Origin of the sequence: Rhodobacter sp., assembly GCA_020637515.1 — a bacterium.
GTDB lineage: Bacteria > Pseudomonadota > Alphaproteobacteria > Rhodobacterales > Rhodobacteraceae > Pararhodobacter.
In genome coordinates, this window is sequence record JACKKG010000002.1 from 64802 (window position 1) to 86262 (window position 21461).

Annotated in this window: 20 protein-coding genes; 7 read left to right on the forward strand and 13 right to left on the reverse strand. The window is 69.0% G+C overall.

What is annotated here, in order from left to right; all coding sequences use genetic code 11:
- Window positions 1–5 precede the first annotated feature (5 nt).
- Window positions 6–335, forward strand: coding sequence for an iron-sulfur cluster assembly accessory protein (locus tag H6900_16395; GenBank protein MCC0074859.1), 330 nt, complete (start codon window positions 6–8; stop codon window positions 333–335).
- Here the strand turns inward: H6900_16395 and H6900_16400 are convergent.
- From H6900_16400 to H6900_16410, 3 genes are read right to left on the reverse strand one after another with little or no spacing between them, the layout of a single operon-like run.
- Window positions 332–1039, reverse strand: coding sequence for a sulfite exporter TauE/SafE family protein (locus H6900_16400; GenBank protein MCC0074860.1), 708 nt, complete (start codon window positions 1037–1039; stop codon window positions 332–334). The genes H6900_16395 and H6900_16400 overlap by 4 nt on opposite strands.
- Window positions 1036–2433, reverse strand: coding sequence for an amidohydrolase family protein (locus tag H6900_16405; protein ID MCC0074861.1), 1398 nt, complete (start codon window positions 2431–2433; stop codon window positions 1036–1038). Before H6900_16405 ends, H6900_16400 begins: the two co-directional genes overlap by 4 nt.
- Window positions 2430–3779 carry a uracil-xanthine permease gene (locus H6900_16410; protein ID MCC0074862.1) on the reverse strand — a complete coding sequence of 450 codons (1350 nt, stop codon included), beginning with the start codon at window positions 3777–3779 and terminating at the stop codon, window positions 2430–2432. The genes H6900_16405 and H6900_16410 overlap by 4 nt, the downstream gene beginning before the upstream one ends.
- Window positions 3780–3978: 199 nt before the next feature.
- Between H6900_16410 and H6900_16415 the strand changes: the two genes are divergently transcribed.
- Window positions 3979–4974, forward strand: a complete 996-nt coding sequence (locus tag H6900_16415; GenBank protein MCC0074863.1) for a LacI family DNA-binding transcriptional regulator — start codon at window positions 3979–3981, stop codon at window positions 4972–4974.
- 14 nt (window positions 4975–4988) lie between these two features.
- Here H6900_16415 and H6900_16420 read toward each other — a convergent pair whose 3' ends face one another.
- From H6900_16420 to argH, 4 genes are all read right to left on the reverse strand, one after another.
- Window positions 4989–7469: a DUF4175 domain-containing protein gene (locus H6900_16420; protein ID MCC0074864.1), complete on the reverse strand. Its 2481-nt coding sequence runs from the start codon at window positions 7467–7469 to the stop codon at window positions 4989–4991.
- Window positions 7470–7495: 26 nt separating this feature from the next.
- Entirely contained in the window at window positions 7496–8761 is a 1266-nt protein-coding gene (gene lysA / locus H6900_16425; protein ID MCC0074865.1) for a diaminopimelate decarboxylase, read from the reverse strand.
- A gap of 55 nt (window positions 8762–8816) precedes the next feature.
- On the reverse strand, window positions 8817–9122 hold the full coding sequence (locus H6900_16430) for a DUF2834 domain-containing protein (GenBank protein ID MCC0074866.1): 306 nt from the start codon (window positions 9120–9122) through the stop codon (window positions 8817–8819).
- Between the two features lie 115 nt (window positions 9123–9237).
- Window positions 9238–10626 (reverse strand): argininosuccinate lyase, encoded by a 1389-nt coding sequence (gene argH / locus H6900_16435; GenBank protein ID MCC0074867.1) that lies wholly within the window; start codon window positions 10624–10626, stop codon window positions 9238–9240.
- Between the two features lie 148 nt (window positions 10627–10774).
- Between argH and H6900_16440 the strand changes: the two genes are divergently transcribed.
- The 4 genes from H6900_16440 (at window position 10775) to H6900_16455 (ending at window position 14708) form a co-directional block, all read left to right on the forward strand.
- A complete protein-coding gene (locus tag H6900_16440; GenBank protein ID MCC0074868.1) occupies window positions 10775–11584 on the forward strand; it encodes an EAL domain-containing protein in 810 nt (269 codons plus the stop codon).
- Between the two features lie 146 nt (window positions 11585–11730).
- A complete protein-coding gene (locus H6900_16445; GenBank protein ID MCC0074869.1) occupies window positions 11731–12903 on the forward strand; it encodes an acetyl-CoA C-acetyltransferase in 1173 nt (390 codons plus the stop codon).
- Window positions 12904–13022: 119 nt separating this feature from the next.
- On the forward strand, window positions 13023–13745 hold the full coding sequence (gene phbB / locus H6900_16450; GenBank protein ID MCC0074870.1) for an acetoacetyl-CoA reductase: 723 nt from the start codon (window positions 13023–13025) through the stop codon (window positions 13743–13745).
- 84 nt (window positions 13746–13829) lie between these two features.
- Window positions 13830–14708 carry a DMT family transporter gene (locus tag H6900_16455; GenBank protein MCC0074871.1) on the forward strand — a complete coding sequence of 293 codons (879 nt, stop codon included), beginning with the start codon at window positions 13830–13832 and terminating at the stop codon, window positions 14706–14708.
- Here the strand turns inward: H6900_16455 and H6900_16460 are convergent.
- The 3 genes from H6900_16460 to H6900_16470 all read right to left on the reverse strand — a co-directional run bounded on the left by H6900_16460 (window position 14686) and on the right by H6900_16470 (window position 15914).
- Entirely contained in the window at window positions 14686–14853 is a 168-nt protein-coding gene (locus tag H6900_16460) for a DUF465 domain-containing protein (GenBank protein MCC0074872.1), read from the reverse strand. The genes H6900_16455 and H6900_16460 overlap by 23 nt on opposite strands.
- A 118-nt stretch (window positions 14854–14971) precedes the next feature.
- Window positions 14972–15718, reverse strand: coding sequence for a methyltransferase (locus H6900_16465; GenBank protein ID MCC0074873.1), 747 nt, complete (start codon window positions 15716–15718; stop codon window positions 14972–14974).
- Complete coding sequence (locus tag H6900_16470) at window positions 15711–15914, reverse strand: DUF2007 domain-containing protein (GenBank protein MCC0074874.1); 204 nt, start codon at window positions 15912–15914, stop codon at window positions 15711–15713. Before H6900_16470 ends, H6900_16465 begins: the two co-directional genes overlap by 8 nt.
- Between H6900_16470 and H6900_16475 the strand changes: the two genes are divergently transcribed.
- Entirely contained in the window at window positions 15816–16964 is a 1149-nt protein-coding gene (locus H6900_16475; GenBank protein ID MCC0074875.1) for a polyprenyl synthetase family protein, read from the forward strand. The two genes, H6900_16470 and H6900_16475, sit on opposite strands and share 99 nt — an antisense overlap.
- An 18-nt stretch (window positions 16965–16982) precedes the next feature.
- Here the strand turns inward: H6900_16475 and H6900_16480 are convergent, their stop codons facing one another.
- The 3 genes from H6900_16480 to H6900_16490 form a co-directional block, all read right to left on the reverse strand.
- Window positions 16983–17810, reverse strand: coding sequence for a 4-(cytidine 5'-diphospho)-2-C-methyl-D-erythritol kinase (locus H6900_16480; GenBank protein ID MCC0074876.1), 828 nt, complete (start codon window positions 17808–17810; stop codon window positions 16983–16985).
- Window positions 17810–19525, reverse strand: a complete 1716-nt coding sequence (locus H6900_16485) for a tetratricopeptide repeat protein (protein ID MCC0074877.1) — start codon at window positions 19523–19525, stop codon at window positions 17810–17812. The genes H6900_16480 and H6900_16485 overlap by 1 nt, the downstream gene beginning before the upstream one ends.
- A gap of 141 nt (window positions 19526–19666) precedes the next feature.
- The gene (locus tag H6900_16490; protein ID MCC0074878.1) at window positions 19667–21310 is read right to left on the reverse strand and encodes an electron transfer flavoprotein-ubiquinone oxidoreductase; all 1644 of its coding nucleotides are present in this window, start codon (window positions 21308–21310) and stop codon (window positions 19667–19669) included.
- Window positions 21311–21461: the final 151 nt, after the last annotated feature.

The window sequence follows — 21461 nt, forward strand, 5'->3', positions numbered from 1 at the left end:
CCATCATGAACTTGCCGCCGAAAGTCACCGACCGCGCCTTTGACCGCCTCGCCGAGATCGCCGAAAGCGCCGGACAGGCGCAGGTGCTGCGCGTCGCGGTCTCGGGGGGCGGGTGTTCGGGGTTCCAGTATGAAATCACGCTGGACCACGCCGAGGGCGAGGACCTGGTGCTCAGCGGCAAGGGTCAGCGGGTGGTCATCGACCCGGTTTCGCTGCCCTTTCTGTCGAACGCGGTGATCGACTTCACCGACGAGCTGATCGGCGCGCGGTTCGTCATCGAGAACCCGAATGCCGCATCCAGTTGCGGCTGCGGGCTCAGCTTTTCGATGGGCTAACGCAGGATCAGCAGACCGCCGCTGACCAGCGCAAAGACCAGCACCGCCACGCGCAGCCCCTGGCCGCCGATCCGCCGATGCGTCAGGCGCGAAAGCGCGGTGCCCGCCAGGACCGCCGGGATCAGCGCCAACGCCCCCAGCCATTGCGCGCGCGTGCCCTGCCCCGCCAGCACCAGCATGACCAGCGAGATCACCTCGCCGGCCAGAAAGCACACCGCGACCGTGGCGCGCAGCACCGGGGCGGCGGCGTGTTGATAGAGCAGCGCCAGCGGCGGGCCGCCGATGCCGGTCGAGGTTTCGGTGATCCCCGTCACCAGCCCGACCGCCAGCGCCGCCGGGCGCCCGGGATCGAAGCGCGGCGCGATCAGCGCGGCCAGCGCGGCCGCGACGGTGAACCAGCCGACCGCCAGGTCCAGTTGCCCCACGCTGAGCACCGCCAGCAGCCAGATCCCGGCAAAGGTGCCGGCAAAGCGGCCCAGCGTGATCCAGCCCGCGCCGCGCCAATCGACCGAGGCGCGCTCGCGCCAGGCGACCAGCCCATTCAGAGGCAGCATCAGCACCAACAGCGTGACCGGCAGCATCCAGGGCGCCACCAGCCCCAGAACGGGGGCCAGGATCAACGCAAAGCCGATTCCGATCGCCCCTTGCAGAAAGGCCGCGCCAAAGGCCACGACCGACAGCCCCAGGATCAGAACCAGGCTCATGCCCGGCTCCGGTCGCGGTGCTCGGTGGCGGTGGGGTGCACGCGCCGGATGCCGGCGCCGGCGATCGCCTCGGCGGTCAGGGCGCGGACCTCGTCCATCAGCGCGCGGGCGTCCCAATCGACGGGCCAGCCCTTCCACAGCCTGAGTTGGCCCTGCGTGAACACCGCGTCGATCTGGTCCCGGTTGCCATAGCGCACCAGTTCCCAGGGCAGATCGTGCGAGGGCGTGAACTCGGGCCGGTTCAGATCGACCAGCAGGAAATCAGCCGCCAGCCCCTCGGCCACGGCGCCGGCCGTGCGCCTGAGCCCGGCGGCATCCGCCGCACGGGTCGTCGCGGCATCGAGCCACAGCCACCCGCCGCCGCAGGAACTGTCCCCCGAGGCCAGCCCGAACCCCGCGCGCTGCATCCCCTCGGCCGCGTCCATCAGCCGGAAGGCATCGGCGCGGGTGCCGTCGGTGCCCAGGCCAAGGCGGATGCCCAATTCGGCCATTTGCAGGGCCGGGGCAATGGCGTTGCCCTTCCACAGGCTGGCGACGGGGTTGTAGGCCACCGCCGTGCCGGTCTGCCTGAGCAGCGTCAATTCGTGTGGCGTGACCAGCGTCGAATGCGCGATCAGCACATGCGGGCCCAGCGCGCGGATCGCCGCCAGGTGCTCGAGCGGGCGCTGCCCGCGCGCCACCAGCGAGCGTTCGACCGCCACCAGGTGTTCGTTCACATGGGTCTGGAAGATCGCCCGTGCCTCGGCCGCCATGCGCGACACACGGATCAGCATGGCGTCGCTGGCGGCCTCGGGGATCGAGATCGCCAGCGAGGGGTGGATCAGCGCGTCGCCTTCGAAGGCGGACAAATGCGCCTCGGCCCGGTCAAGGATGGCCTCGGAGGACGGGATGTCCGCCGCGCCCCCCAGATCGTTGCAGATCAGCCCCAGAACGGTGCGCAGGCCCGTTTCGTGCGCGGCGGCGACCAGCGCGTCGATACAGCCCGCGCTGCGGGTGCCCGCATCGACCGCCGTCGTGAACCCGCCGCGCAGGCATTCCAGCGCCGCCAGCTTGGCCGACAGATAGACCAGCCGCGGGGTCAGGCTGGCCTCGAGCGGGACCCAGATGCGGCGGAAGATCTCGCTCGGTTCGCCGAACACCAGCGACTTGCCCAGCGACTGCGTCAGATGCGTGTGGGTGTCGATGAACCCCGGCATCAGCAGATGGTCCGGCAGTGGCACCGGATCGAGCCGGGGATGCCGGGCGCAAAGCGCCCCGGCATCGTCGATCCCGGCAAAGCGGCCGGCACGCACCAGCACGCCCTGCCCGGTCTGCACGCGACCGTCGATCAGAACCCGCCCGGGCAGCAGCAGCAGATCGCCCCCGCCGGCCAGTGTCGCGCGCAGATCGGTCATTGGTTCGCCTCCAGTTCGGCGGCGACGATGTCGTCCCCGACGTCGGGTTCGACCGCGTTCATGAACAGCGCGTTGACCACCGCCGCGGTGATGGTGCCCATCGCCAGGCCGTTGCCCAGGATCATCTGGGCCCAGCGCGGGAATTCGCTGTAGACACCCGGCACCAGGATCGGCAGCAGACCCATCGCCAGCGCCGAGGCCAGCGTGATCATGTGGCCATGGGCGCGCAGGTCCACGCGGCGCAACAGGTCGATGCCAATCACCCCGATGATCGCGAAGACGATCACCGCCGTGCCGCCCACCACCGGACCGGGCAGCGCCGAGGCCAGCCGCGAGATCGGCGCGAACAGCGCGATCAGCACCAGGATGCCCCCCGCCGCGGCGGTAACGAAGCGCGACTTGACCCCGGTGGCGCGGACGATGCCGATATTCTCGCCCGAGGTGATGATGAGCGACGTTCCGAACAGCCCGCCGACCAGCGACGCCACCGCATCCCCCCGGATCGTCGCCGGCACGATCGCCTGGGCATCCCCCTTGCGGCCGACGATCTCGACCGTTGCCAGGGTCTGGCCCGTCGCCTCGGCCATCGAGATCACCGAGAAGATGATGAGCGGCAGCGCCGCAAGCAGGTCGAAGCGCGGCATCCCGAAGGGCAGCAGTTGCGGCACCGCGACCAACGGCCCGTCGAACAGCGTCGGCAGATGCGCCGCGCCCAGCACAAAGGCGATCAGCGTGCCCGCAACCAGCCCCAGCATCACCGCCAGGCGTTGCCACATGCCCTTGAGGAACCGGGCAAACACCACCGTCAGCGCAATCGTTGCCAGCGCCAGGCCGATGTTGGTGGGGTTGGCGAAGCCGTCGGTTCCCGGACGGCCGGTGATGGTGCCGCCATAGATCCGCACCAGATTGACCGACACCAGCAGCAGCATCGTGCCCACGACGATCGGCGGAAAGAACACCAGCAGGCGGCGGAACACGGGCAGCGCCAGAAAGTAGAACACCGCCGTCATGATGACCGCGCCGACAGCGGTCTGCACATCGACCGTCGTGGCGATGGCGACGAAGATCGCGATGGGCGCGCCGCCGGGCACCATGATGAAGGGCAGCCGCGCGCCAAAGCCCGCCGGGCCGAAGCTTTGCAGCAAAGTGCCCAATCCGCAGACCAGAAAGGTCGCGCTGATGAGGGCGGCGGTCAGCGCGTCGTCGAAATGCAGCGCCCCGGCGACCAGGAACACGGCCGTGATCGGCGACGCCGCCATGACCAGCACATGTTGCAGGCCGAACAGGATGAGGTTGCGCGGGGGCGGAACCTCGTCCGTCGGATCGCGCGTTTCGGTCGGTGTCATGATCGTCTCTCCATGTTGAGGGCCCTCTTGGCGGGGCTTGGTGGGTTGGGGACCCGGTCGGCGGTGTGTCGACCCGGGGATCTGGATCGCAAACCGATTTGCGCAAATCGGTTTGCATGACTCGGATCGATAGCATGGAAATTGCCTCTTGCAAACCGTTTTGCTAGACCGGACCCCCAAAAGGACGGAAACCGCCGCGATGCGCAAACCCACGATCAGCGACCTGGCACGGGTGGCCGGTGTGTCCAAGACCACCGTGTCCCATGCCTACAGCGAACGGCGCCACGTCGATCCCGAAACGCGCAAACGCATTTTCGCCATAGCCGAGGAGATCGGCTATCGCCCGAACCGCGCCGCGCAGCACCTCAGGACCGGCCGCACGGGGATCATCGCGCTGGCGTCGTCGATGCCCTTTGCGGTTGCCGCCGGACCGTCGCGGCTGGGTTTCCTGATGGAGATCGCGGCCAGCGCCGCCGTCGCCTCGCTGACCCGCAACATGGCGCTGTGCCTGGTGCCCCCCCTGGCCGAGGGCGCCCGGTTCGACGCCGTGGTGCCCGATGGCGCGATCCTGGTCGAACCGCGCGATGGCGACCCGTTGCTGGCGCAATTCCTGACCGACGGGGTGCCGGTGGTGGCGATCGGCCGGGCGCCCGGGCAACCCGACCTGCCCTGCGTCGATCTGCGCTCGGCCGTGGGGGCGCAGCGGGTGCTGGACCATCTGGCGGCACAGGGCGCGCGACGGATCGGGCTGGTGACCGGCGCGCAGCGGCGCTGGTCGTATCTGGAAAGCGAGGCCGTGCACGCCGCGTTCTGCCAGGCGCGCGGGCTGCGCGCCGTGCAGATCCAACTGGACGAGGCCGGGGGCGAGGACCTTGCCGAGGCCGCCATCGTGCGCCTGTTGCAGCATGAGCCCGATCTGGATGCGCTGTTCGTGCCGGTCGATGCCTTTGCCACCGGCGCGACGCGGGCCGCCGCCGCGCTGCGCCGCCGGGTGCCGCAGGACCTGCGGCTGGCGACCCGTTACAACGGGCTGCGCGCGCGGCTGGCCGATCCGCCGCTGACGGCGCTGGACCTGCACCTGGACACGCTGGCGGATCTGGCGGTCGGACTGCTGCTGACGCAGCTCGACAGCGGTGCGGCCGACAGCGTGCTTGCCCCCGAACCCGACCTGGTGCCGCGCCGCTCCACCGCCTGAACGCGGGTGCGGTTTCAGAACTGCTCGATCAGCCGGTTCAGGTAGTCGCGCTCGTCCTCGGGGCGTTCGCGCTCGGCTTGCCGGCGGCGGATCTCGTCCATCAACTCGCGCGCGCGTTCGCGGGGGTCGGTGCCGGGCAGGACCGATCCGAACTCGCCGCCCTGCGGGCTGCTGCCCAGGTCGCGGCCCAAGGGGTCGCGCCCCGCGCCCTGCCCCTGCGCCTGCTGCTGCGTCTGCCCGTCCACGCCCTGCCGTTCCCGCCGGTCCGCAAGCTGGGCATCTCGGAACGACCGCAGCCCCTCGCGCAGCGCGTCCAGCGCCTGCGCCTGGCGTTCCAGCGCGCCGCGCAGGTCCCCCTGCTCGAGCGCCTGCGCGGCCTCGTCCATGGCGCGGTCGGCCTGCTCCAGCGCATCGAGACCGGCGTTGCCTTCCTCGGTCCCTTCGCCGGGCAATTCGCCCAGTTGCTGCTGGTGCAGATCCTCGCGCAGCTGGCGCTGGCGGTCGGCCAGATCCTGCATCGCCTGCGAGTCGCCCTTGCCCGGCTCACCCTGTTGCCCGGGGTCCTGCCCCTCGGGACCGAACTGGTCCTGCAATTGCTGGAAGGTCTCGTCGGCCAGACCCTGCTGGTCGCCCAGCGTGTCGCCCAACCCCTGCATCGCCTGATCGCCCGGCATCGGCTCACCGCCCTGGCCGCGTTGCATCTGAAGATTGTCGAGCAGCGCGTTCAGTTCGGCCATGGCCTGCGCGGCCTCGTCCATGCGGCCCTCTTCCATCATCTGCTGGATCGCGTCCATCATCTGCTGGATCTGGCTTTGCGTGATCGTCTGGCCCTGCGGATCGCCCTGGTCGCGCTGGTCGCCGCTCTGATCCTCGGGCGGGGCCTGTTCGGCCAGCATCCGCATGTAATCGTCGGTCGCTTCGCGCAATTCGTCCATCAACCCTGCGATTTCGCTGGGGTCGGCGCCATTGCGCATCGCCTCGTCCAGCCGATCGCGGGCGCGTTGCAGGCGTTCACGGGCATTGGCCAGTTCCCCCTCGTCGATCAGCAGCGCCAGGTCCCAGAGCTGTTGCGCCAGGTCGTCGCGCGCCTCGGGGGTGAAGGTCCCGGCATCCAGCCGCGTTTCGAGGAAGTCCACGGCCCCCCGGATCAGCACCGGCGCCCCGTCGAAGCGGAACGCCCCCTCGGGCCGGTGCAGCATCCCGCGCAGCAGTTGCGCCGCGTCGCGGGCGTTGGCTGTGGTCCACAGCAGATCGCGGCGGATCTCGGCCAGGGCCTTGGCCGCCGGCTCGAAAAAGCGCCGGCCCGGCAGGATCACCGATTGCGCGGCGCTGGTGCCCGTCTGCCCGGCGGCATCGGTCGCGCTGAGCGCGATGCGCACTGGCAGATTGGCCCAGGGGTGCAGCGAGAGGTCCTCGCGCAGGGTGTCGCTGACCTGCGTGCGGGCGCCCGTCATCGGCAACGGCAGGGCCAGGTGCAGCGGCGCGCGCGGCTCGGGGTCGCGCGACAGGCCGAAACGGCGGTCCACGGCGGCCAGGTCCAGCGTTATGTCCGCCTGACCGGCGGTCACGCCGAAATCGTCCGAGGCGGTGAAGCCCTGCTCCATCACCCCGCCGCGCGCCCGGGTGACGGGCCCCGAGGGCTGGATCGCCGGCACGGAATCGGGCGCGACCGTCACCTCCCACGTCCGTCCGCCGGGGCCGTCGATGGCCAGCCGCCCCGAATGGCGCGCGTCGAATTCCAGCGCCTGCCCGGTTTCGTCGGCCGTCACGCCCGCATCGAGCGACTGGTCCAGCGTCAACGCGCCGACGCGACCATAGAAGCGCAGCACCACGCGGCTGCCCTGCGGCACCTCGAACGCGTCGCGGTCGATCTCGTTCAGATACAGGCCCGGCCGGCCGGTATAGGCGGGGGGCACGATCCAGCCCTCCCAGCTCGGGCCGACCACGGCGCCCGCGCTGCCCGGCAGTCCGGCCAGCGGCCCCTGCCCGCCCGGCGCGGCAAAGAGCAGCGCCATCAGCCCCGCCGTCAGCGCCATCAGCCTGAGGCCGTAGGGATCGCGATGCACCAGGTCGGGCCGGGGGCGCACCGGACGGGCGCGCGCGGCGGCCTGCTGCATCCTCTGGCGGTGGGCGGCCCACAGCGCGGCCGAGGCCGGATCGCCCGCGTTGATCGCCTGCCGGTCGGCCAGCGCGGCCAGAGGGCGCCCCGGCAACGTCCGGTCCAGCCGCGTGACGGCCTCGGCCCGGTTCGGCCAGCGGAACCGCCACAGGCCCAGCGCCAGCGCCACCGCGATCGCCACGACCAGCGCCCCGGCGGCCCAGATCGCCAGATCGCCCGGCATGCGGGTGTGCAGGTCAAAGGCCCAGGCTGTCCCGGCGATCAACGCCAGCGACCCGGCCAGCCACAGCGCCCGCAGCACCCGTTCGACCACCATCGCCGCGCGCGTGAGGGCAATCGCGCGAGCAGCGGGAACGAGCGGATCGGTTGGCGCCATGAAGACCTCTCGCAGGCGGGCCGGGCTTACAGCCAGGCCGGTATCGTATCGCGGGCGATCATCGCCTCATAGCTGGGGCGGGGCCGGATAACGGCGAAATGATCGCCCGAGACCAGCACCTCGGGCACCAGGGGGCGGGCGTTGTATTCGGACGCCATGACCGCCCCATAGGCCCCCGCCGAGCGGAAGGCGACCAGTTCGCCCGCCTGCACCAGCGGCATCGCGCGCTGCCTGGCAAAGGTGTCACCGGATTCGCAGACCGGCCCGACGATATCGACCGGCACCAGCGGCGCGCCCGGCGGCGATTCGAGCACCGGCAGGATGTCGTGGTGGGCGCCATACATGGCCGGGCGCACCAGGTCATTCATCGCCGCGTCCAGGATCAGGAACTCGCGGTCCTCGGCCTTCTTGCGGTAGATGACCTGCGCCACCAGGATCCCGGCGTTCCCCGAGATCAGGCGCCCGGGCTCGATCTCGATCTCGCAGCCCAGGTCGCCCAGCACGCGCTTGACCATCGCGCCGTAATCGGTCGGCAGGGGCGGCGCCTCGTTGCCACGGGTATAGGGAATGCCCAGACCGCCGCCCAGGTCCAGCCGGTCGATGGTGTGGCCGTCGGCCCTGAGCGCGCGCGTCAGGTCCGCCATCTTGCGATAGGCGGCCTCGAACGGGGCGAGGTCGGTCAACTGGCTTCCGATATGCATGTCGATCCCGACCACCCGGATCCCCGGCAGGCCGGCGGCCCGGGCGTAGATCGCGCGCGCGCGGCTGATCGGCACGCCGAACTTGTCTTCCTTGCGCCCGGTCGCGATCTTTTCGTGGGTGCCGGCGTCCACGTCGGGATTGACCCGCAGCGTGATCGGCGCCTCAAGCCCCAGCGCGCTGGCAACGGCCGAGAGCGCCTCGAGCTCGGGCTCGCTTTCGACATTGAACTGGCGGATGCCGCCCTCCAGCGCCTGCCGCATTTCCGCCGGGGTCTTGCCGACCCCCGAGAACACGATCCGCTCGCCCGGAACCCCGGCAGCCCGGGCCCGCAGGTATTCGCCGATCGACACCACGTCCATCCCCGCCCCCAGGTCGCCCAGAACCTTCAGCACGGCCACGTTGGCGTTCGATTTGACCGCGAAGCAGACCAGCGAGGGCAGCGGGTCCAGCGCCTCCTGGAACAGCTGGAAATGGCGCGTCAGGGTCGCCTGCGAATAGCAGTAAAACGGCGTGCCCACGGCGGCGGCAATGTCTGACACCGCGACGTCTTCGGCATGGAGGTGCCCGTTTCGATAGAGAAAATGGTCCAAGTCAGGCCCCCGGCCGATGCAGCGTTGATGTCAGTTTCGCGATCTTGCGGATTGGTCAGACATCCACGCGCCGCAAGAACAGGTAAAGCGGCAGCCCGCAGCTGACGCCGATGAGAAACGTGGCCGGGATCGCCAGCAGGCCGCGCCAGTTGCCGGTGCGCCGGCTTTCGACGACCACCCAGACCGTCAGTGTCGCCGCCGCGATGGTCAGGTCCCACACCAGCCCCGAGGTCGCCGCGTTGACATGCCAGGCCGCGACCAGCCCCGACAGCGACACGCCGTTCTCGGCGAACCACGCCAGGAACCAGCGCATCGGGTGGATCGCCCCCCAGAGCGCCAGCGCCAGCCAGACCAGCCGCATCACTGACCCCGCCAGAAACCGCTCAGGTCCATGCCGCCCGCTGCGGTGGGCGGCTCGCCCGCACCGCAGGCCGACAGCAACACCAGCCCCGCCAGCGCCGCCCAGAGTGTCCGTCTCATCCCAGGACCTCCTTCCATCGTGCGATCTGCGCCCGCACCTGATCGGGCGCCGTCCCGCCATACGAGACACGAGAGCGCACCGAGTTGTCCACCCCCAGAACGGAATAGACCTCGGCGGTGATGCCGGGGTGGACCGATTGCATCGCGTCCAGGCTCAGGTCCGGCAGATCACAGCCCTTGCCCTCGGCCAGCGCGACCAGCGTGCCGGTGACGTGATGCGCATCGCGGAACGGCAGGTTCAGCGCGCGCACCAGCCAGTCGGCCAGGTCCGTCGCGGTCGAGAAACCGCTGGCGGCGGCGGCGGTCAGTGCGGCGCGGTTGGCCGTCATGTCCTTGACCATGCCGGTCATCGCGGCCAGCCCCAGCATCAGGCTGTCGGCGGCATCGAAGACCTGCTCCTTGTCTTCCTGCATGTCCTTGGAATAGGTCAGCGCCAGCCCCTTCATCACCGTGAACAGCGCCACCGTCGCGCCCAGGATGCGCCCCAGCTTCGCGCGCAGCAGCTCGGCCGCGTCGGGGTTCTTCTTTTGCGGCATGATCGACGAGCCGGTGGTAAAGGCATCCGACAGCCGCACAAAGCGGAACTGCGCCGACGACCAGATCACCAGCTCTTCGGCGAAGCGGCTCAGATGCATCGCGCAAATCGACGCGGCCGACAGGAATTCCAGCGCGAAATCGCGGTCCGACACGCTGTCCAGGCTGTTTGCCGTCGGTCGGTCGAAACCCAGCGCCGCGGCCGTGGCGAAGCGGTCGATCGGGAACGAGGTCCCGGCCAGCGCCGCGGCCCCCAGCGGGCATTCGTTCATCCGGCGGCGGGCATCGTGAAAGCGGCTCTTGTCGCGGGCCAGCATCTCGACATAGGCCAGCATGTGGTGGCCCCAGGTCACGGGTTGCGCGGTCTGAAGATGGGTAAAGCCCGGCATCACCCAGTCGGCGCCGGCCTCGGCCTGGGCCAGAAAGGCGCGCATCAGCGCGTCGATTCCGTCGATCGCGGCGTCGGCCTGGTCGCGCACCCAAAGGCGGAAATCGACCGCCACCTGGTCGTTGCGCGAGCGCGCGGTGTGCAGCCGCCCCGCCGGTTCGCCGATGATCTCCTTCAGACGGGACTCGACGTTCATGTGAATGTCTTCCAGCGCCGTGCGGAACGGGAAGCTGCCGGCCTCGATCTCGGCCTTGACCTGCGCCAGGCCCGCGTCGATGGCCTGCTGGTCGGCCGGGGTCACGATGCCCTGGGCGGCCAGCATGGCGGCGTGGGCGCGCGATCCGGCGATGTCCTGGGCAAAGAGACGCCGGTCGAACCCGATCGAGGCATTGATCGCCTCCATGATGGCATCGACCCCGCCGGCAAACCGCCCGCCCCACATGCTGTTCGCGCCGTCGCTCATCGCAAATCCCCCGATTGTCGCGGCGCCGGTATACGCGCAGGGCGGGTTCGGCGCAATCGGCGGGCAGCGGTTCACCGCCTGTTAACGGCTGGCGGGCATTCTGGCGGCAGACGGAACAAAGGTGCCAGCGATGCCGACCCCAGACCCCATGCCCGAGGACGGGCTCGAAAGCCCCCTGTCCGTCGCGGACAGGATGCGACAGAACGAAACCATCGACATGGTGCGCCGTGCCCTGGACGAACGGCGCGCCCTGCTGGCCTATCAGCCGGTGGTGCAGGCGCGCATGACCAACCGCGCCGCGTTCTACGAGGCGTTCATCCGCATCCTCGACGACCGCGGGCGGGTGATCCCCGCGCGCGATTTCATGGGCGCGGTGGAAACCAGCGAACTGGGCCGGCGCATCGATTGCCTGGCGCTCGAGATGGGGCTGGCCGCGCTGGCGCGCGAACCCTCGATCCGGCTCAGTGTGAACATGTCCGCGCGCTCGATCGGCTACCCGTCCTGGCTGGCGGCGCTGGAACGCGGGCTCAGGTCGGACCCGACGATCGCCGAGCGGCTGATTCTGGAAATCACCGAGAGTTCGGCTATGGTCATGCCCGATCTGGTAACGGTTTTCATGGCCGACATGCAGGCGCGCGGCATCTGCTTTGCGCTGGACGATTTCGGCGCGGGCTATACGGCGTTCCGGTATCTCAAGGATTTCTATTTCGACATCATCAAGATCGACGGCCAGTTCATCCGCGGCGTGGCAGGCGACCCGGACAACCAGGTGCTGGCCCAGGCGCTGGTCTCCATCGCGCGCCATTTCGACATGTTCACCGTCGCCGAATCGGTCGAAACCGCCGAGGACGCGCGCTACCTGATCGACATCGGATTCGACTGCCTTCAGGGGTATTTCTATGGCATCCCCTCGACCGAGGCCCCCTGGCTCACCTCGAAGCTGGCGAAACTGGCCTGAATTCCGGTCCGGTTCCGCTAACGGCGCGAATTCGGGCGCGTTGCCCGCGTTTTCCGCACTGCGGCATTGATTCGACTCGGGGGGCTGCGTAAACCTTCGGGCATCCGCGCGCCGCATCGGTCGCGCCCTATGCGAGAGGATCCCCTATGACCAATGTCGTGATCGTTTCCGCCGCACGCACCGCCGTGGGCTCGTTCAATGGCAGCTTTGCCAACACCCCGGCCCACGAGCTGGGCGCCGCGGTGATCGAGGCGGTGGTTGCGCGCGCCGGGATCGACAAGGCCGAGGTGTCGGAAACCATCCTCGGGCAGGTGCTGACCGGCGGTCAGGGCCAGAACCCCGCCCGCCAGGCCGCGATCCGCGCCGGCCTGCCGGTCGAGGCCTCGGCCTGGGGCATCAACCAGGTCTGCGGCTCGGGCCTGCGCGCGGTCGCGCTGGGGGCGCAGCACGTGCAACTGGGTGACGCGGCCATCGTCGTCGCCGGCGGGCAGGAAAACATGTCGCTGTCGCCCCACGTCGCGCATCTGCGCGCGGGCTACAAGATGGGCGACGTCAAGTTCATCGATTCGATGATCAAGGACGGGCTTTGGGACGCGTTCAACGGCTATCACATGGGCCAGACCGCCGAGAACGTCGCCCAGCAGTGGCAGATCAGCCGCGAGATGCAGGACGTGTTCGCCGTCGCCAGCCAGAACAAGGCCGAGGCCGCCCAGAAAGCCGGCCGGTTCGCAGAGGAGATCACGCCCTTCGTGCTGAAGACCCGCAAGGGCGACATCACCGTCGATTCCGACGAATACGTCCGTCATGGCGCCACAATCGACGCGATGCAGAAGCTCAAGCCCGCCTTCACCAAGGACGGCTCGGTGACGGCGGCCAATGCCTCGGGCATCAACGACGGCGCGGCCGCGGTCCTGCTCATGAGCGAGGCCGAAGCCCAGCGTCGCGGCCTGCCGATCCTGGCCCGCATCGCCTCGTATGCGACGGCGGGTCTGGACCCGTCGATCATGGGTGTCGGCCCGATTCATGCCTCGCGCAAGGCACTGACCAAGGCCGGCTGGGCCGCGACCGATCTGGACCTGGTCGAGGCGAACGAAGCCTTCGCCGCGCAGGCCTGCGCCGTGAACCAGGAGATGGGCTGGGATCCCGCCCGGGTGAACGTCAACGGCGGCGCCATCGCCATCGGCCACCCGATCGGTGCCTCGGGCGCGCGCATCCTCAACACGCTGCTGTTCGAGATGAAGCGCCGCAACGCGAAAAAGGGCCTGGCGACCCTGTGCATCGGCGGCGGCATGGGCGTCGCCATGTGCCTGGAACGCTGAGATCGCCCTGCGCGCGAAAATTCTTGCTGCGAATGCACAATCGGGGGCGCAACAATGTTGCGCCCCCCTCTTATATTCGGTAACAGAATTTCAAGAACGGTTATCCTCAGGAGGACAGTATGGGACGGGTTGCACTGGTTACCGGCGGGTCGCGCGGCATTGGCGCGGCGATTTCACAGGCGTTGAAGGCCGCCGGCTACACGGTCGCGGCGAACTACGCCGGCAATGACGAGGCCGCCTCGGCCTTCACCGCCGAAACCGGCATCAAGACCTACAAGTGGAATGTCGCGGATTACGAGGCATCGAAGGCCGGCATCGCCGCGGTCGAAGCCGATCTGGGCCCCATTGACGTGGTCGTGGCCAACGCCGGCATCACCCGCGACGCCCCCTTCCACAAGATGACACCCGATCAGTGGAAGCAGGTGATCGACACCAACCTGACCGGCGTGTTCAACACCGTGCACCCCGTCTGGCCCGGCATGCGCGAGCGCAAGTTCGGCCGCGTCGTGGTCATCAGTTCGATCAACGGACAGAAGGGCCAGTTCGGGCAGGTGAACTATGCCGCGACCAAGGCCGGCGACCTGGGCATCGTCAAGTCGCTGGCGCAGGAAGGCGCGCGCTTCGGCATCACCGCCAACGCGATCTGCCCCGGCTATATCGCGACGGAGATGGTCATGGCCGTGCCCGAGAAAGTGCGCGAATCGATCATCGCCCAGATCCCCACCGGCCGCCTGGGCGAGCCCGCGGAAATCGCGCGCTGCGTGGCGTTCCTGGTGTCCGACGACGCGGGCTTTGTCAACGGTTCGACCATCAGTGCGAACGGCGGACAGTTCTTCGTCTGATCGCCCCGAAATCCGGGCGCAAGAGGGGGCCTTGCCCCCTCTTTTTGCTTTTGCGACAAGGCGCGGTCGAAAACGGGGGCGGACATGACGCGCGGCAAGGCCACAGGCATCGGGTTTTCGGCGGTGGCGCTCTGGTCCCTGCTGGCGGTCTTCACCGTAGCCAGTGCGCCGGTGCCCCCGTTTCTGCTGTCGGCGATGACCTTTGCCATCGGCGGCGCGGTGGGGCTGGTGTGGCTGCGCGCAACGGGCGGCACGGCGGTTCTGCGCAGGGTCCCGATCAAGGCCTATGCCTTTGGCACCGCTGGGCTTTTCGGCTACCATTTTCTCTATTTCACGGCCCTCCGATTGGCCCCCCCGGCCGAGGCCGGCCTGATCTGCTACCTCTGGCCGCTGCTGATTGTGCTGTTCTCGGGGCTGTTGCCCGGCGAGGTGCTGACGCGCGGCCATATCGCCGGCGCGCTGCTGGCCTTTGCGGGCGCCGCGCTGATCGTCGCGGGCGGGATTGGCGGGGTCTCGGGCGCGGCGGGGGGCTATGCGGTGGCCTTTGTCGCGGCGCTGACCTGGGCGGGGTATTCGCTGGGCTCGCGTCGGCTGGCAGGCGTGCCCACGGCCGCGGTCGCGGTGACCTGCCTGGCGACGGCCGGCCTGTCGCTGCTGGCGCATCTGGTGCTGGAACAGACGGTCTGGCCGCAGGGAATCCGCGGCTGGATGGCGGTGCTGGCCCTGGGCCTGGGCCCGGTCGGCCTGGCGTTCTATACGTGGGATGTCGGCGTCAAGCGCGGCGACATACAACTGCTTGGCACGGCCTCATACGCGGCGCCGCTCTTGTCCACCCTGGTGCTGGTTCTCAGCGGGCTGGCCACGGCCAGCCTGTCGCTGGCCCTGGCCGCAGGTCTCATAGCCGGCGGCGCACTGATTGCGGCGCGCGCCGGGCGCAGGATCACTCAGCCGCGAGGCGCGTGATCTCCTCCTTCAGACGCAACTTCTGCTTCTTCAATTCGGCGATCGCCAGATCATCCGCGCCGGGCGCCCGTTGCGCAGCCTCGACCTTTTCGGCGAGGGCCTGATGGCGGCGGCGCAGTTCCTGAAGATGCGAAGTCAAGGACATGAGTATCCTCCTGTTTCCGGGTGTCCGTGACCTCAGTGCACCACAGTTTCATCCATTTGTCACACAAAACCCGAAGCCGATTTGCGTCGATTTTGACGGGCCGGCCAGGCACCGCCGATCAGCCCCAGTCCAGCCCCCGGGCGTCCCGCAACAGGGCCTGCGCGGCGGGCGAGAAATCGTCGCCGTCGGCGCGATGCGCGGCGCCCAGGTGCAGCACCAGGGGCGGCAACAGGCGGAAGGGACCCTTCGCCCCCTTGCGGGCCTGGATCAGAACGCGCCCCGCCTGCCGTTCCGCGCGTGGCGCCAGCGGGCGCACCGCGATGGCGCCCGCCGGACCGTCGAGGGCCGCCAGCAACGCGGGCAGTCGCTCGGCCAGGTGAATGAGGGTCAGATATCCGCCGGGTTTGACGCGTTTCAGCCCCTGCCCCACCCAGTCGGACAGGGGCGTCTCCTCGCGCAGGGCGGCGTCGCGGCCGGCGTCCTGCGCCGCCGGCGAGCCGGCGCGGTAATAGGGCGGGTTCGCCAGCACATGGTCGAACCCCACGCGCAGCCCACTGGGCAAGGCCATCAGATCGGCTGTTTCGATTTCGGCAACAATCCCGTTCTCGCGCGCGTTCAACCGGGCGAGATCGGCATAGGCTGCCTGCCGTTCGACCGCGCAAAGCCGCAGGTCCGGAACGCGCGTGGCCAGCGCCAGCAGCGCCACGCCCACGCCGCAACCCAGTTCCAGGATCGAATCCCCCGCCCGCGCGCCGACCGCGGCGGCCAGCAGAATCGGATCGGTCGCCGCGCGGTAGCCCGTGCGCGGCTGACGAATGCGCAACCGGCCGCCCAGAAAGACGTCGAGCGTGGTGTCGTCAGTCATCCAGGGGCACGTTGTTGTCGCGCAGGATGGCCCGGGCCAGGAACAGATCGCGCTCGCGCACCATCAGGCGCTGCGGCACGATGGCCAGCGCGCTCATATGGACGTCCACTGCAAACGCCTCTATACCTTCGGCGCCGAGAAGGGCCGTCGCGAAGGGGATGATCGTGGGGTTCGAGGTGCGCAAGAGTTCTTTCATCCCGTCACTAAACGGCAAGCGCCCGCGCTTGTCAAAGCGGGGAAGCGGCCGAGGATGAGCACCACCCAGATCAACCCGCTCGAGGCCCTGTCGCAGGCCTTGTCGCTGGACATGGCAGCGGTCAACACCTTGATCCGGCAGCGAATGGCGTCCGAGAATGCGCCGCGCATCCCCGAGGTCACCGCGCATCTGATCGAGGCCGGCGGCAAGCGCATCCGGCCGATGATGACGCTGGCGGCGGCGCGTCTCTGCGGCTACGATGGCGACGCGCATGTCAAGCTGGCGGCGACGGTCGAATTCATCCACACGGCGACGCTGCTGCATGACGACGTGGTGGACGAAAGCGCCCAGCGCCGGGGCCGTCCGACGGCGAACCTGCTTTGGGACAACAAGTCGAGCGTGCTGGTCGGGGACTATCTCTTTGCCCGGGCGTTCCAGTTGATGGTCGAACCGGGAAACCTGCGCGCGCTGACGATCCTGTCGAACGCTGCCGCCGTGATCGCCGAGGGCGAGGTGCTGCAACTGACCGCGGCGCAGAACACCGCCACCACGGAGGCGACCTATTTCAAGGTGATTCGCGGCAAGACCGCCGCGCTGTTTTCCGCCGCGACGCAGGTCGGCCCGGTCATCGCCGGCTCGGACGAGGCCCAGGTGCAGGCGCTCTATGACTATGGCGATGCGCTGGGGATCTGTTTCCAGATTGTGGACGATTTTCTGGATTACGGAGGCGCGGGCGACGGGCTGGGCAAAAACCTGGGCGACGATTTCCGCGAGGGCAAGCTGACCCTGCCGGTGATCCGCGCGATCGCCGCCGCCGATGCCGACGAACGCGCGTTCTGGGACCGGACCATCGGCAAGGGCCAGCAGGCCGAGGGCGATCTGGATCACGCGATGACGCTGCTGGCCCGCCATGGCACGCTGGAAAGCACGCGCCGGACGGCCCTCGACTGGGCGGATCGGGCAAGGTCCGCGCTGGCCCCGCTGCCGGCGCACCCGCTCAAGGACATGCTGGCCGATCTGGCCGATTTCGTGGTGAAGCGGGTTAGCTGACCCGGCCGGACATTGGCGTCAGGCCAGGCTGCGCGTGGCCTGAACGAAGCGCCCCGGCACGCTCAGGCGGCGTTCCGCCGCGCGGCAGGTGCGCTCGTCCGCAAAGATCCCGACGCAGGTCGCCCCCGATCCGGTCATCCGCGCCAAAAGGCACCCGGGCTGCGTGCCGAGTTCGTCCAGCAGCGCCGCCACCGGCGGCAGAAGTGCGCGCGCCGGAGCCTCGAGGTCGTTGCGCATCCCGCTCAGCCAGACGGCCAGGTCGGCGGCGTCGCGCCATCGCGGCAGGGCTGCGGGCATCGGGGGATTGTGCTTTTTCGTCAGAGCCTTGAAAACCGCGGGCGTGGACAGGCCGACGCCGGGGTTGACCAACAGCAGCCACAGCGGCGGCACCCCCAGGACCGGCTCGAGGTGCTCGCCCAGGCCGCGCATCCGCGTCGGCCGAGGCGCGGCCAGACAGACCGGCAGGTCGGCCCCCAGGCGCATCAGCGCCGCGGTCCCCGGCAGCGTCAGCCCCTGCGCGCGCGCCACGAGCCGCAGCGCGGTCGCCGCATCCGAGGACCCGCCCCCCATCCCCGAGGCCACGGGCAAGTGTTTTTCCAAGGACAGCGCCGCGTCGCGGGCGCCGATCAGGCGGGCCGCGCGCAGGATCAGGTTGTCCCCCTCGCCCAGCAGGCCGGCCGCCTGCGGCCCCGTCACCGCCAACGACAGACCCGTGCCGGCGTGCAGCGCGACCTCGTCGCCGAATTCGGTGAAGATCACCAGCGAATCCAGCAGGTGATAGCCATCCGCACGTTGGCCGGTGACGTGCAATGTCAGGTTGATCTTTGCCGGTGCGGTGGCCCGCATCACTGATCCGGATGCAGCGGCGGCTCCCCGGCCTCGGCGCGCACGGCGTCCAGACCGACCTCAAGCTTGCGGCGCAGGCGGTCCTCGTCCAGATCGTCGGCCGGCGCAAAGGACAGCGCCCGGCGCCATTGGAACCGCGCCTCGCGGTGGCGGCCGACGGCCCAATACACATCGCCCAGATGGTCGTTGAGGATCGCATCCGTCGGTTGCAGTTCGACCGCGCGCTCCATGTTGGGCACGGCATCCTCGTAATGCCCCAGCCGAAACTGCGCCCAGGCCAGACTGTCCACGATGTAGCCGCTGTCGGGCTCGGCGGCGACGGCGCGGCGGATCATGTCCAGCGCCTCGACCAGCTTTTCGCCGCGTTCGATCAGCGAATAGCCCAGATAGTTCAGCACGGTCGGCTGATCCGGTTCGACCGCCAGCGCGGCGCGGAAATCAGACTCGGCGGCGGCCCAGTCGTCGGTGCGCGAATAGGCGACCGCGCGGGCGAACCAGGTCTGCCACTCGGGTTCCAACCCGTTCGCGCGCAGGATGTCGATCGCCCGGGTATAGGCGGCGACCGCCTGCGGGAATTGCGCGTCGCGGCGCAGCGCATCGCCCAGCACGGTCTGGGCGGCAAAGCTGTCGGGGTTGTCGGCGGCCAGTTGCAGCAATTCGTCCAGCGCCGCGCCGGCCTGGCCCTGCGCCTCGAGGACCTGCGCGCGCCCCATGCGCGCCGCCATGTCGAAAACGCTGCCCTGAGGAATGCGGGCATAGGCGGCGGCGGCGGCCTCGGGCTGGTCCAGATCCTCGAGGATCTGGCCGATCAGAATCTGCGCGTCGGTCAGGTCCGGGTTGATCCAGACTGCCGCCTGGGCATAGATAAGCGCCTCATGCGTGTTCTGTGTCGCGCTCATCGCGCTGGCCATGACGGCGAAAACCTCGGCCATGCCCTGCGCCGGGGTCGAGATCAAGTCGAACGGCAGCGCGTGGTGGTCGGCGTAGGCCGCGCGCATCCGCGTGATCGCCGGGTCCATCCCCGAGGCAAAGACCCGGTCGATCAGCGCGACCGCGTCGTCGTAGCGTTCGGTCAGTCCCAAGAGTTGCGCATAGGCGATATAGCCGCGCCGGTTCAACGAGTCGGCCACGCCGTCGCGCGGGTCCTCGATCACCGCGACGGCGCCTTCGACATCGCCGACCAGCGCCAGCGCCAACGCCCGGCAATAGAGCGCAAAGGACCGCATTCCGTCGATTCCGGCGACCCGGTCCAGCGACTCTTGCGCCTCGGACATGCGGCCGGCACCCAGTTGGGCCCAGGCCTGCGCCAGCCCGTCGATCAGCGGGTGCACGACCGGGCGGGTCGCATCGACATAGCCCAGCGCCGCGGCATAGTCCTGGTCGTGAAAGGCGCCGGCCAGCAGCACCATGGCGGCGGCGCGGTTGCCCGGGGCCAGCGCGCGCAGGTCCTGTGCATTGCGCGCGGCGGTATCGACCGCACCGATGGAAAAGGCCGACACGACCAGGGTTTCCAGCGCCGCGGCATTCTGCGGATCGGCGGCGTGCAGCCGTTCGAGATAGGTGATCGAGGCGGCGAAATCGTTCTGCACCCCGGCCTCGCGCGCCGCCAGATAGGCCCCGGCAAGGCCCTGAGCCTGGGCGAGACCCGGCACCGCGACCGCCAGAAGGGACATCGCGGTCAGCGCCGCGCGCAGGGACGACAGGGTCGGGGGCATGGGCAGAGGCAAGGGCAGGTCTCCGGTCGCGGGGGTTTCCAAGATGTAGCCGCCACGCCAGTGAAGGGCAATGCGCCGCGCCCGGGCCGTGTTCACGCCACCGCGAGCGGTTTCGGGGCCGGAAACCGGCCCCGCCCGCCGTCACATGTTGGGATAGTTCGGGCCGTCGCCGCCCTGCGGCGTGGTCCAGGTGATGTTCTGCGACGGGTCCTTGATGTCGCAGGTCTTGCAGTGCACGCAATTCTGGAAATTGATGACGAATTCCGGTTTGCCGTCCTTTTCCACGACCTCGTAGACGCCGGCCGGGCAATAGCGTTGCGCGGGCTCGTCGAATTTCGGCAGGTTCACCGCGATCGGGATCGACGGATCGGCCAGCTTCAGGTGGCAGGGCTGGCTTTCCTCGTGATTCGTGGCGCTGAAGGACACGTTGGTCAGCCGGTCAAAGGACAGCACGCCATCCGGGCGCGGGTAGTCGATGCGCTTGAACCGCGCGGCTTCGCCCGTCGCCTTGGCGTCGTTCTTGCCGTGCCGCAGCGTGCCGAACAGCGAGAAGCCCAGCGTGTTCGTCCACATGTCCAGCCCGCCCAGCGCCAGCGACGGCATCAGCCCCCACTTGGACCACATCGGCTTGACGTTGCGGACCTTTTTCAGGTCCTTGCCGATCACGCCGCTGCGCAGCGTCTGTTCGTAGGTGGTCAATTCGTCGCCCTCGCGGCCGGCCTGCATCGCCGCATGGGCGGCTTCGGCGGCCTCGATGCCGGAATGCATGGCGTTATGGTTGCCCTTGATCCGCGGCACGTTGACCAGCCCGGCCGAGCACCCCAACAGCACCGCGCCCGGCATCGTCAACTTGGGGATCGACTGCCAGCCGCCCTCGCTGATCGCACGGGCGCCATAGGCCACCCGCTTGCCCCCCGCCAGCAGGTCCGCGATCACGGGGTGATGCTTGAACCGCTGGAATTCCATATAGGGATAGAGGTGCGGATTGGCATAGTTCAGGTGCACCACGAAACCGATCAGCACCTGGTTGTTTTCAAAGTGGTAGACAAAGGACCCGCCGCCCGCGTTCCCGCCCAGCGGCCAACCCATGGTGTGGGTGACCGTGCCCTCGCGGTGCTTGGCCGGGTCGATCTCCCAGATCTCTTTCATGCCGATGCCGAATTTCTGCGGGCATTTGCCCTTCGACAGGTCGTATTTCGCGATCAGTTGCTTGGCCAGCGACCCGCGCACACCTTCGGCGATGAAGACATATTTGCCGTGCAGTTCCATCCCCGGCTCGTAGCCCGGGCCGGGGGTGCCGTCGGCGTTCTTGCCGAACTCGCCGGCGACGACGCCCTTGACCCGGTCGCCGTCATAGACCAGTTCGCTGGCGGCCATGCCGGGGAAGATCTCGACGCCCATTGCCTCGGCCTGCTCGGCCATCCAGCGGCACACATTGCCCATCGAGACGATGTAATTGCCGTGGTTGTTCATCAGCGGCGGCATCGGCCAGTTCGGCACGCGGATCTTGCCACCCTCGCCCAGCATGAGGAAGTTGTCCTCCTTGACGGGCACGTTCAGCGGCGCGCCGCGGTCCTTCCAGTCGGGCATCAGCCGGGTCAGCCCCGAGGGGTCCAGCACCGCGCCCGACAGGATATGCGCACCGACCTCGGACCCCTTTTCCAGCACCACAACGTTCAGGTCGGCGTCGAGCTGCTTCAAACGGATCGCCGCCGAAAGGCCGGCCGGCCCCGCGCCGACGATGACGACATCGTATTCCATCGCTTCGCGTTCGATCTCGGACATGGTGGCTCCTCGGTCCCTGGGGCTGCCGTCTGGCGCAATATTGTTTCGTGGGGAATACCCTCTGCCGATGCATCTGGTCAATGCGAACCGCGCGTCAGAATCGCCCTGTGGCGCTGCGTGGCGGCGATCACCGCCACAGGCTGGCGCGATA

What these genes read in the sequence shown, in the direction of transcription:
- phbB (MCC0074870.1), top strand. Translation starts at nt 13,023, where the DNA reads ATGGGACGGGTTGCACTGGTTACCGGCGGGTCGCGCGGCATTGGCGCG.
- argH (MCC0074867.1), bottom strand. Translation starts at nt 10,626, where the DNA reads ATGAGCGACGGCGCGAACAGCATGTGGGGCGGGCGGTTTGCCGGCGGG.
- H6900_16430 (MCC0074866.1), bottom strand. Translation starts at nt 9,122, where the DNA reads ATGCGGCTGGTCTGGCTGGCGCTGGCGCTCTGGGGGGCGATCCACCCG.
- H6900_16490 (MCC0074878.1), bottom strand. Translation starts at nt 21,310, where the DNA reads ATGTCCGAGATCGAACGCGAAGCGATGGAATACGATGTCGTCATCGTC.
- H6900_16465 (MCC0074873.1), bottom strand. Translation starts at nt 15,718, where the DNA reads ATGACTGACGACACCACGCTCGACGTCTTTCTGGGCGGCCGGTTGCGC.
- H6900_16405 (MCC0074861.1), bottom strand. Translation starts at nt 2,433, where the DNA reads ATGACCGATCTGCGCGCGACACTGGCCGGCGGGGGCGATCTGCTGCTG.
- H6900_16445 (MCC0074869.1), top strand. Translation starts at nt 11,731, where the DNA reads ATGACCAATGTCGTGATCGTTTCCGCCGCACGCACCGCCGTGGGCTCG.
- H6900_16460 (MCC0074872.1), bottom strand. Translation starts at nt 14,853, where the DNA reads ATGTCCTTGACTTCGCATCTTCAGGAACTGCGCCGCCGCCATCAGGCC.
- H6900_16395 (MCC0074859.1), top strand. Translation starts at nt 6, where the DNA reads ATGAACTTGCCGCCGAAAGTCACCGACCGCGCCTTTGACCGCCTCGCC.
- H6900_16480 (MCC0074876.1), bottom strand. Translation starts at nt 17,810, where the DNA reads ATGCGGGCCACCGCACCGGCAAAGATCAACCTGACATTGCACGTCACC.
- H6900_16485 (MCC0074877.1), bottom strand. Translation starts at nt 19,525, where the DNA reads ATGCCCCCGACCCTGTCGTCCCTGCGCGCGGCGCTGACCGCGATGTCC.
- H6900_16420 (MCC0074864.1), bottom strand. Translation starts at nt 7,469, where the DNA reads ATGGCGCCAACCGATCCGCTCGTTCCCGCTGCTCGCGCGATTGCCCTC.
- H6900_16455 (MCC0074871.1), top strand. Translation starts at nt 13,830, where the DNA reads ATGACGCGCGGCAAGGCCACAGGCATCGGGTTTTCGGCGGTGGCGCTC.
- H6900_16475 (MCC0074875.1), top strand. Translation starts at nt 15,816, where the DNA reads ATGGACGTCCACTGCAAACGCCTCTATACCTTCGGCGCCGAGAAGGGC.
- H6900_16440 (MCC0074868.1), top strand. Translation starts at nt 10,775, where the DNA reads ATGCCCGAGGACGGGCTCGAAAGCCCCCTGTCCGTCGCGGACAGGATG.
- H6900_16415 (MCC0074863.1), top strand. Translation starts at nt 3,979, where the DNA reads ATGCGCAAACCCACGATCAGCGACCTGGCACGGGTGGCCGGTGTGTCC.
- H6900_16410 (MCC0074862.1), bottom strand. Translation starts at nt 3,779, where the DNA reads ATGACACCGACCGAAACGCGCGATCCGACGGACGAGGTTCCGCCCCCG.
- H6900_16400 (MCC0074860.1), bottom strand. Translation starts at nt 1,039, where the DNA reads ATGAGCCTGGTTCTGATCCTGGGGCTGTCGGTCGTGGCCTTTGGCGCG.
- H6900_16470 (MCC0074874.1), bottom strand. Translation starts at nt 15,914, where the DNA reads ATGAAAGAACTCTTGCGCACCTCGAACCCCACGATCATCCCCTTCGCG.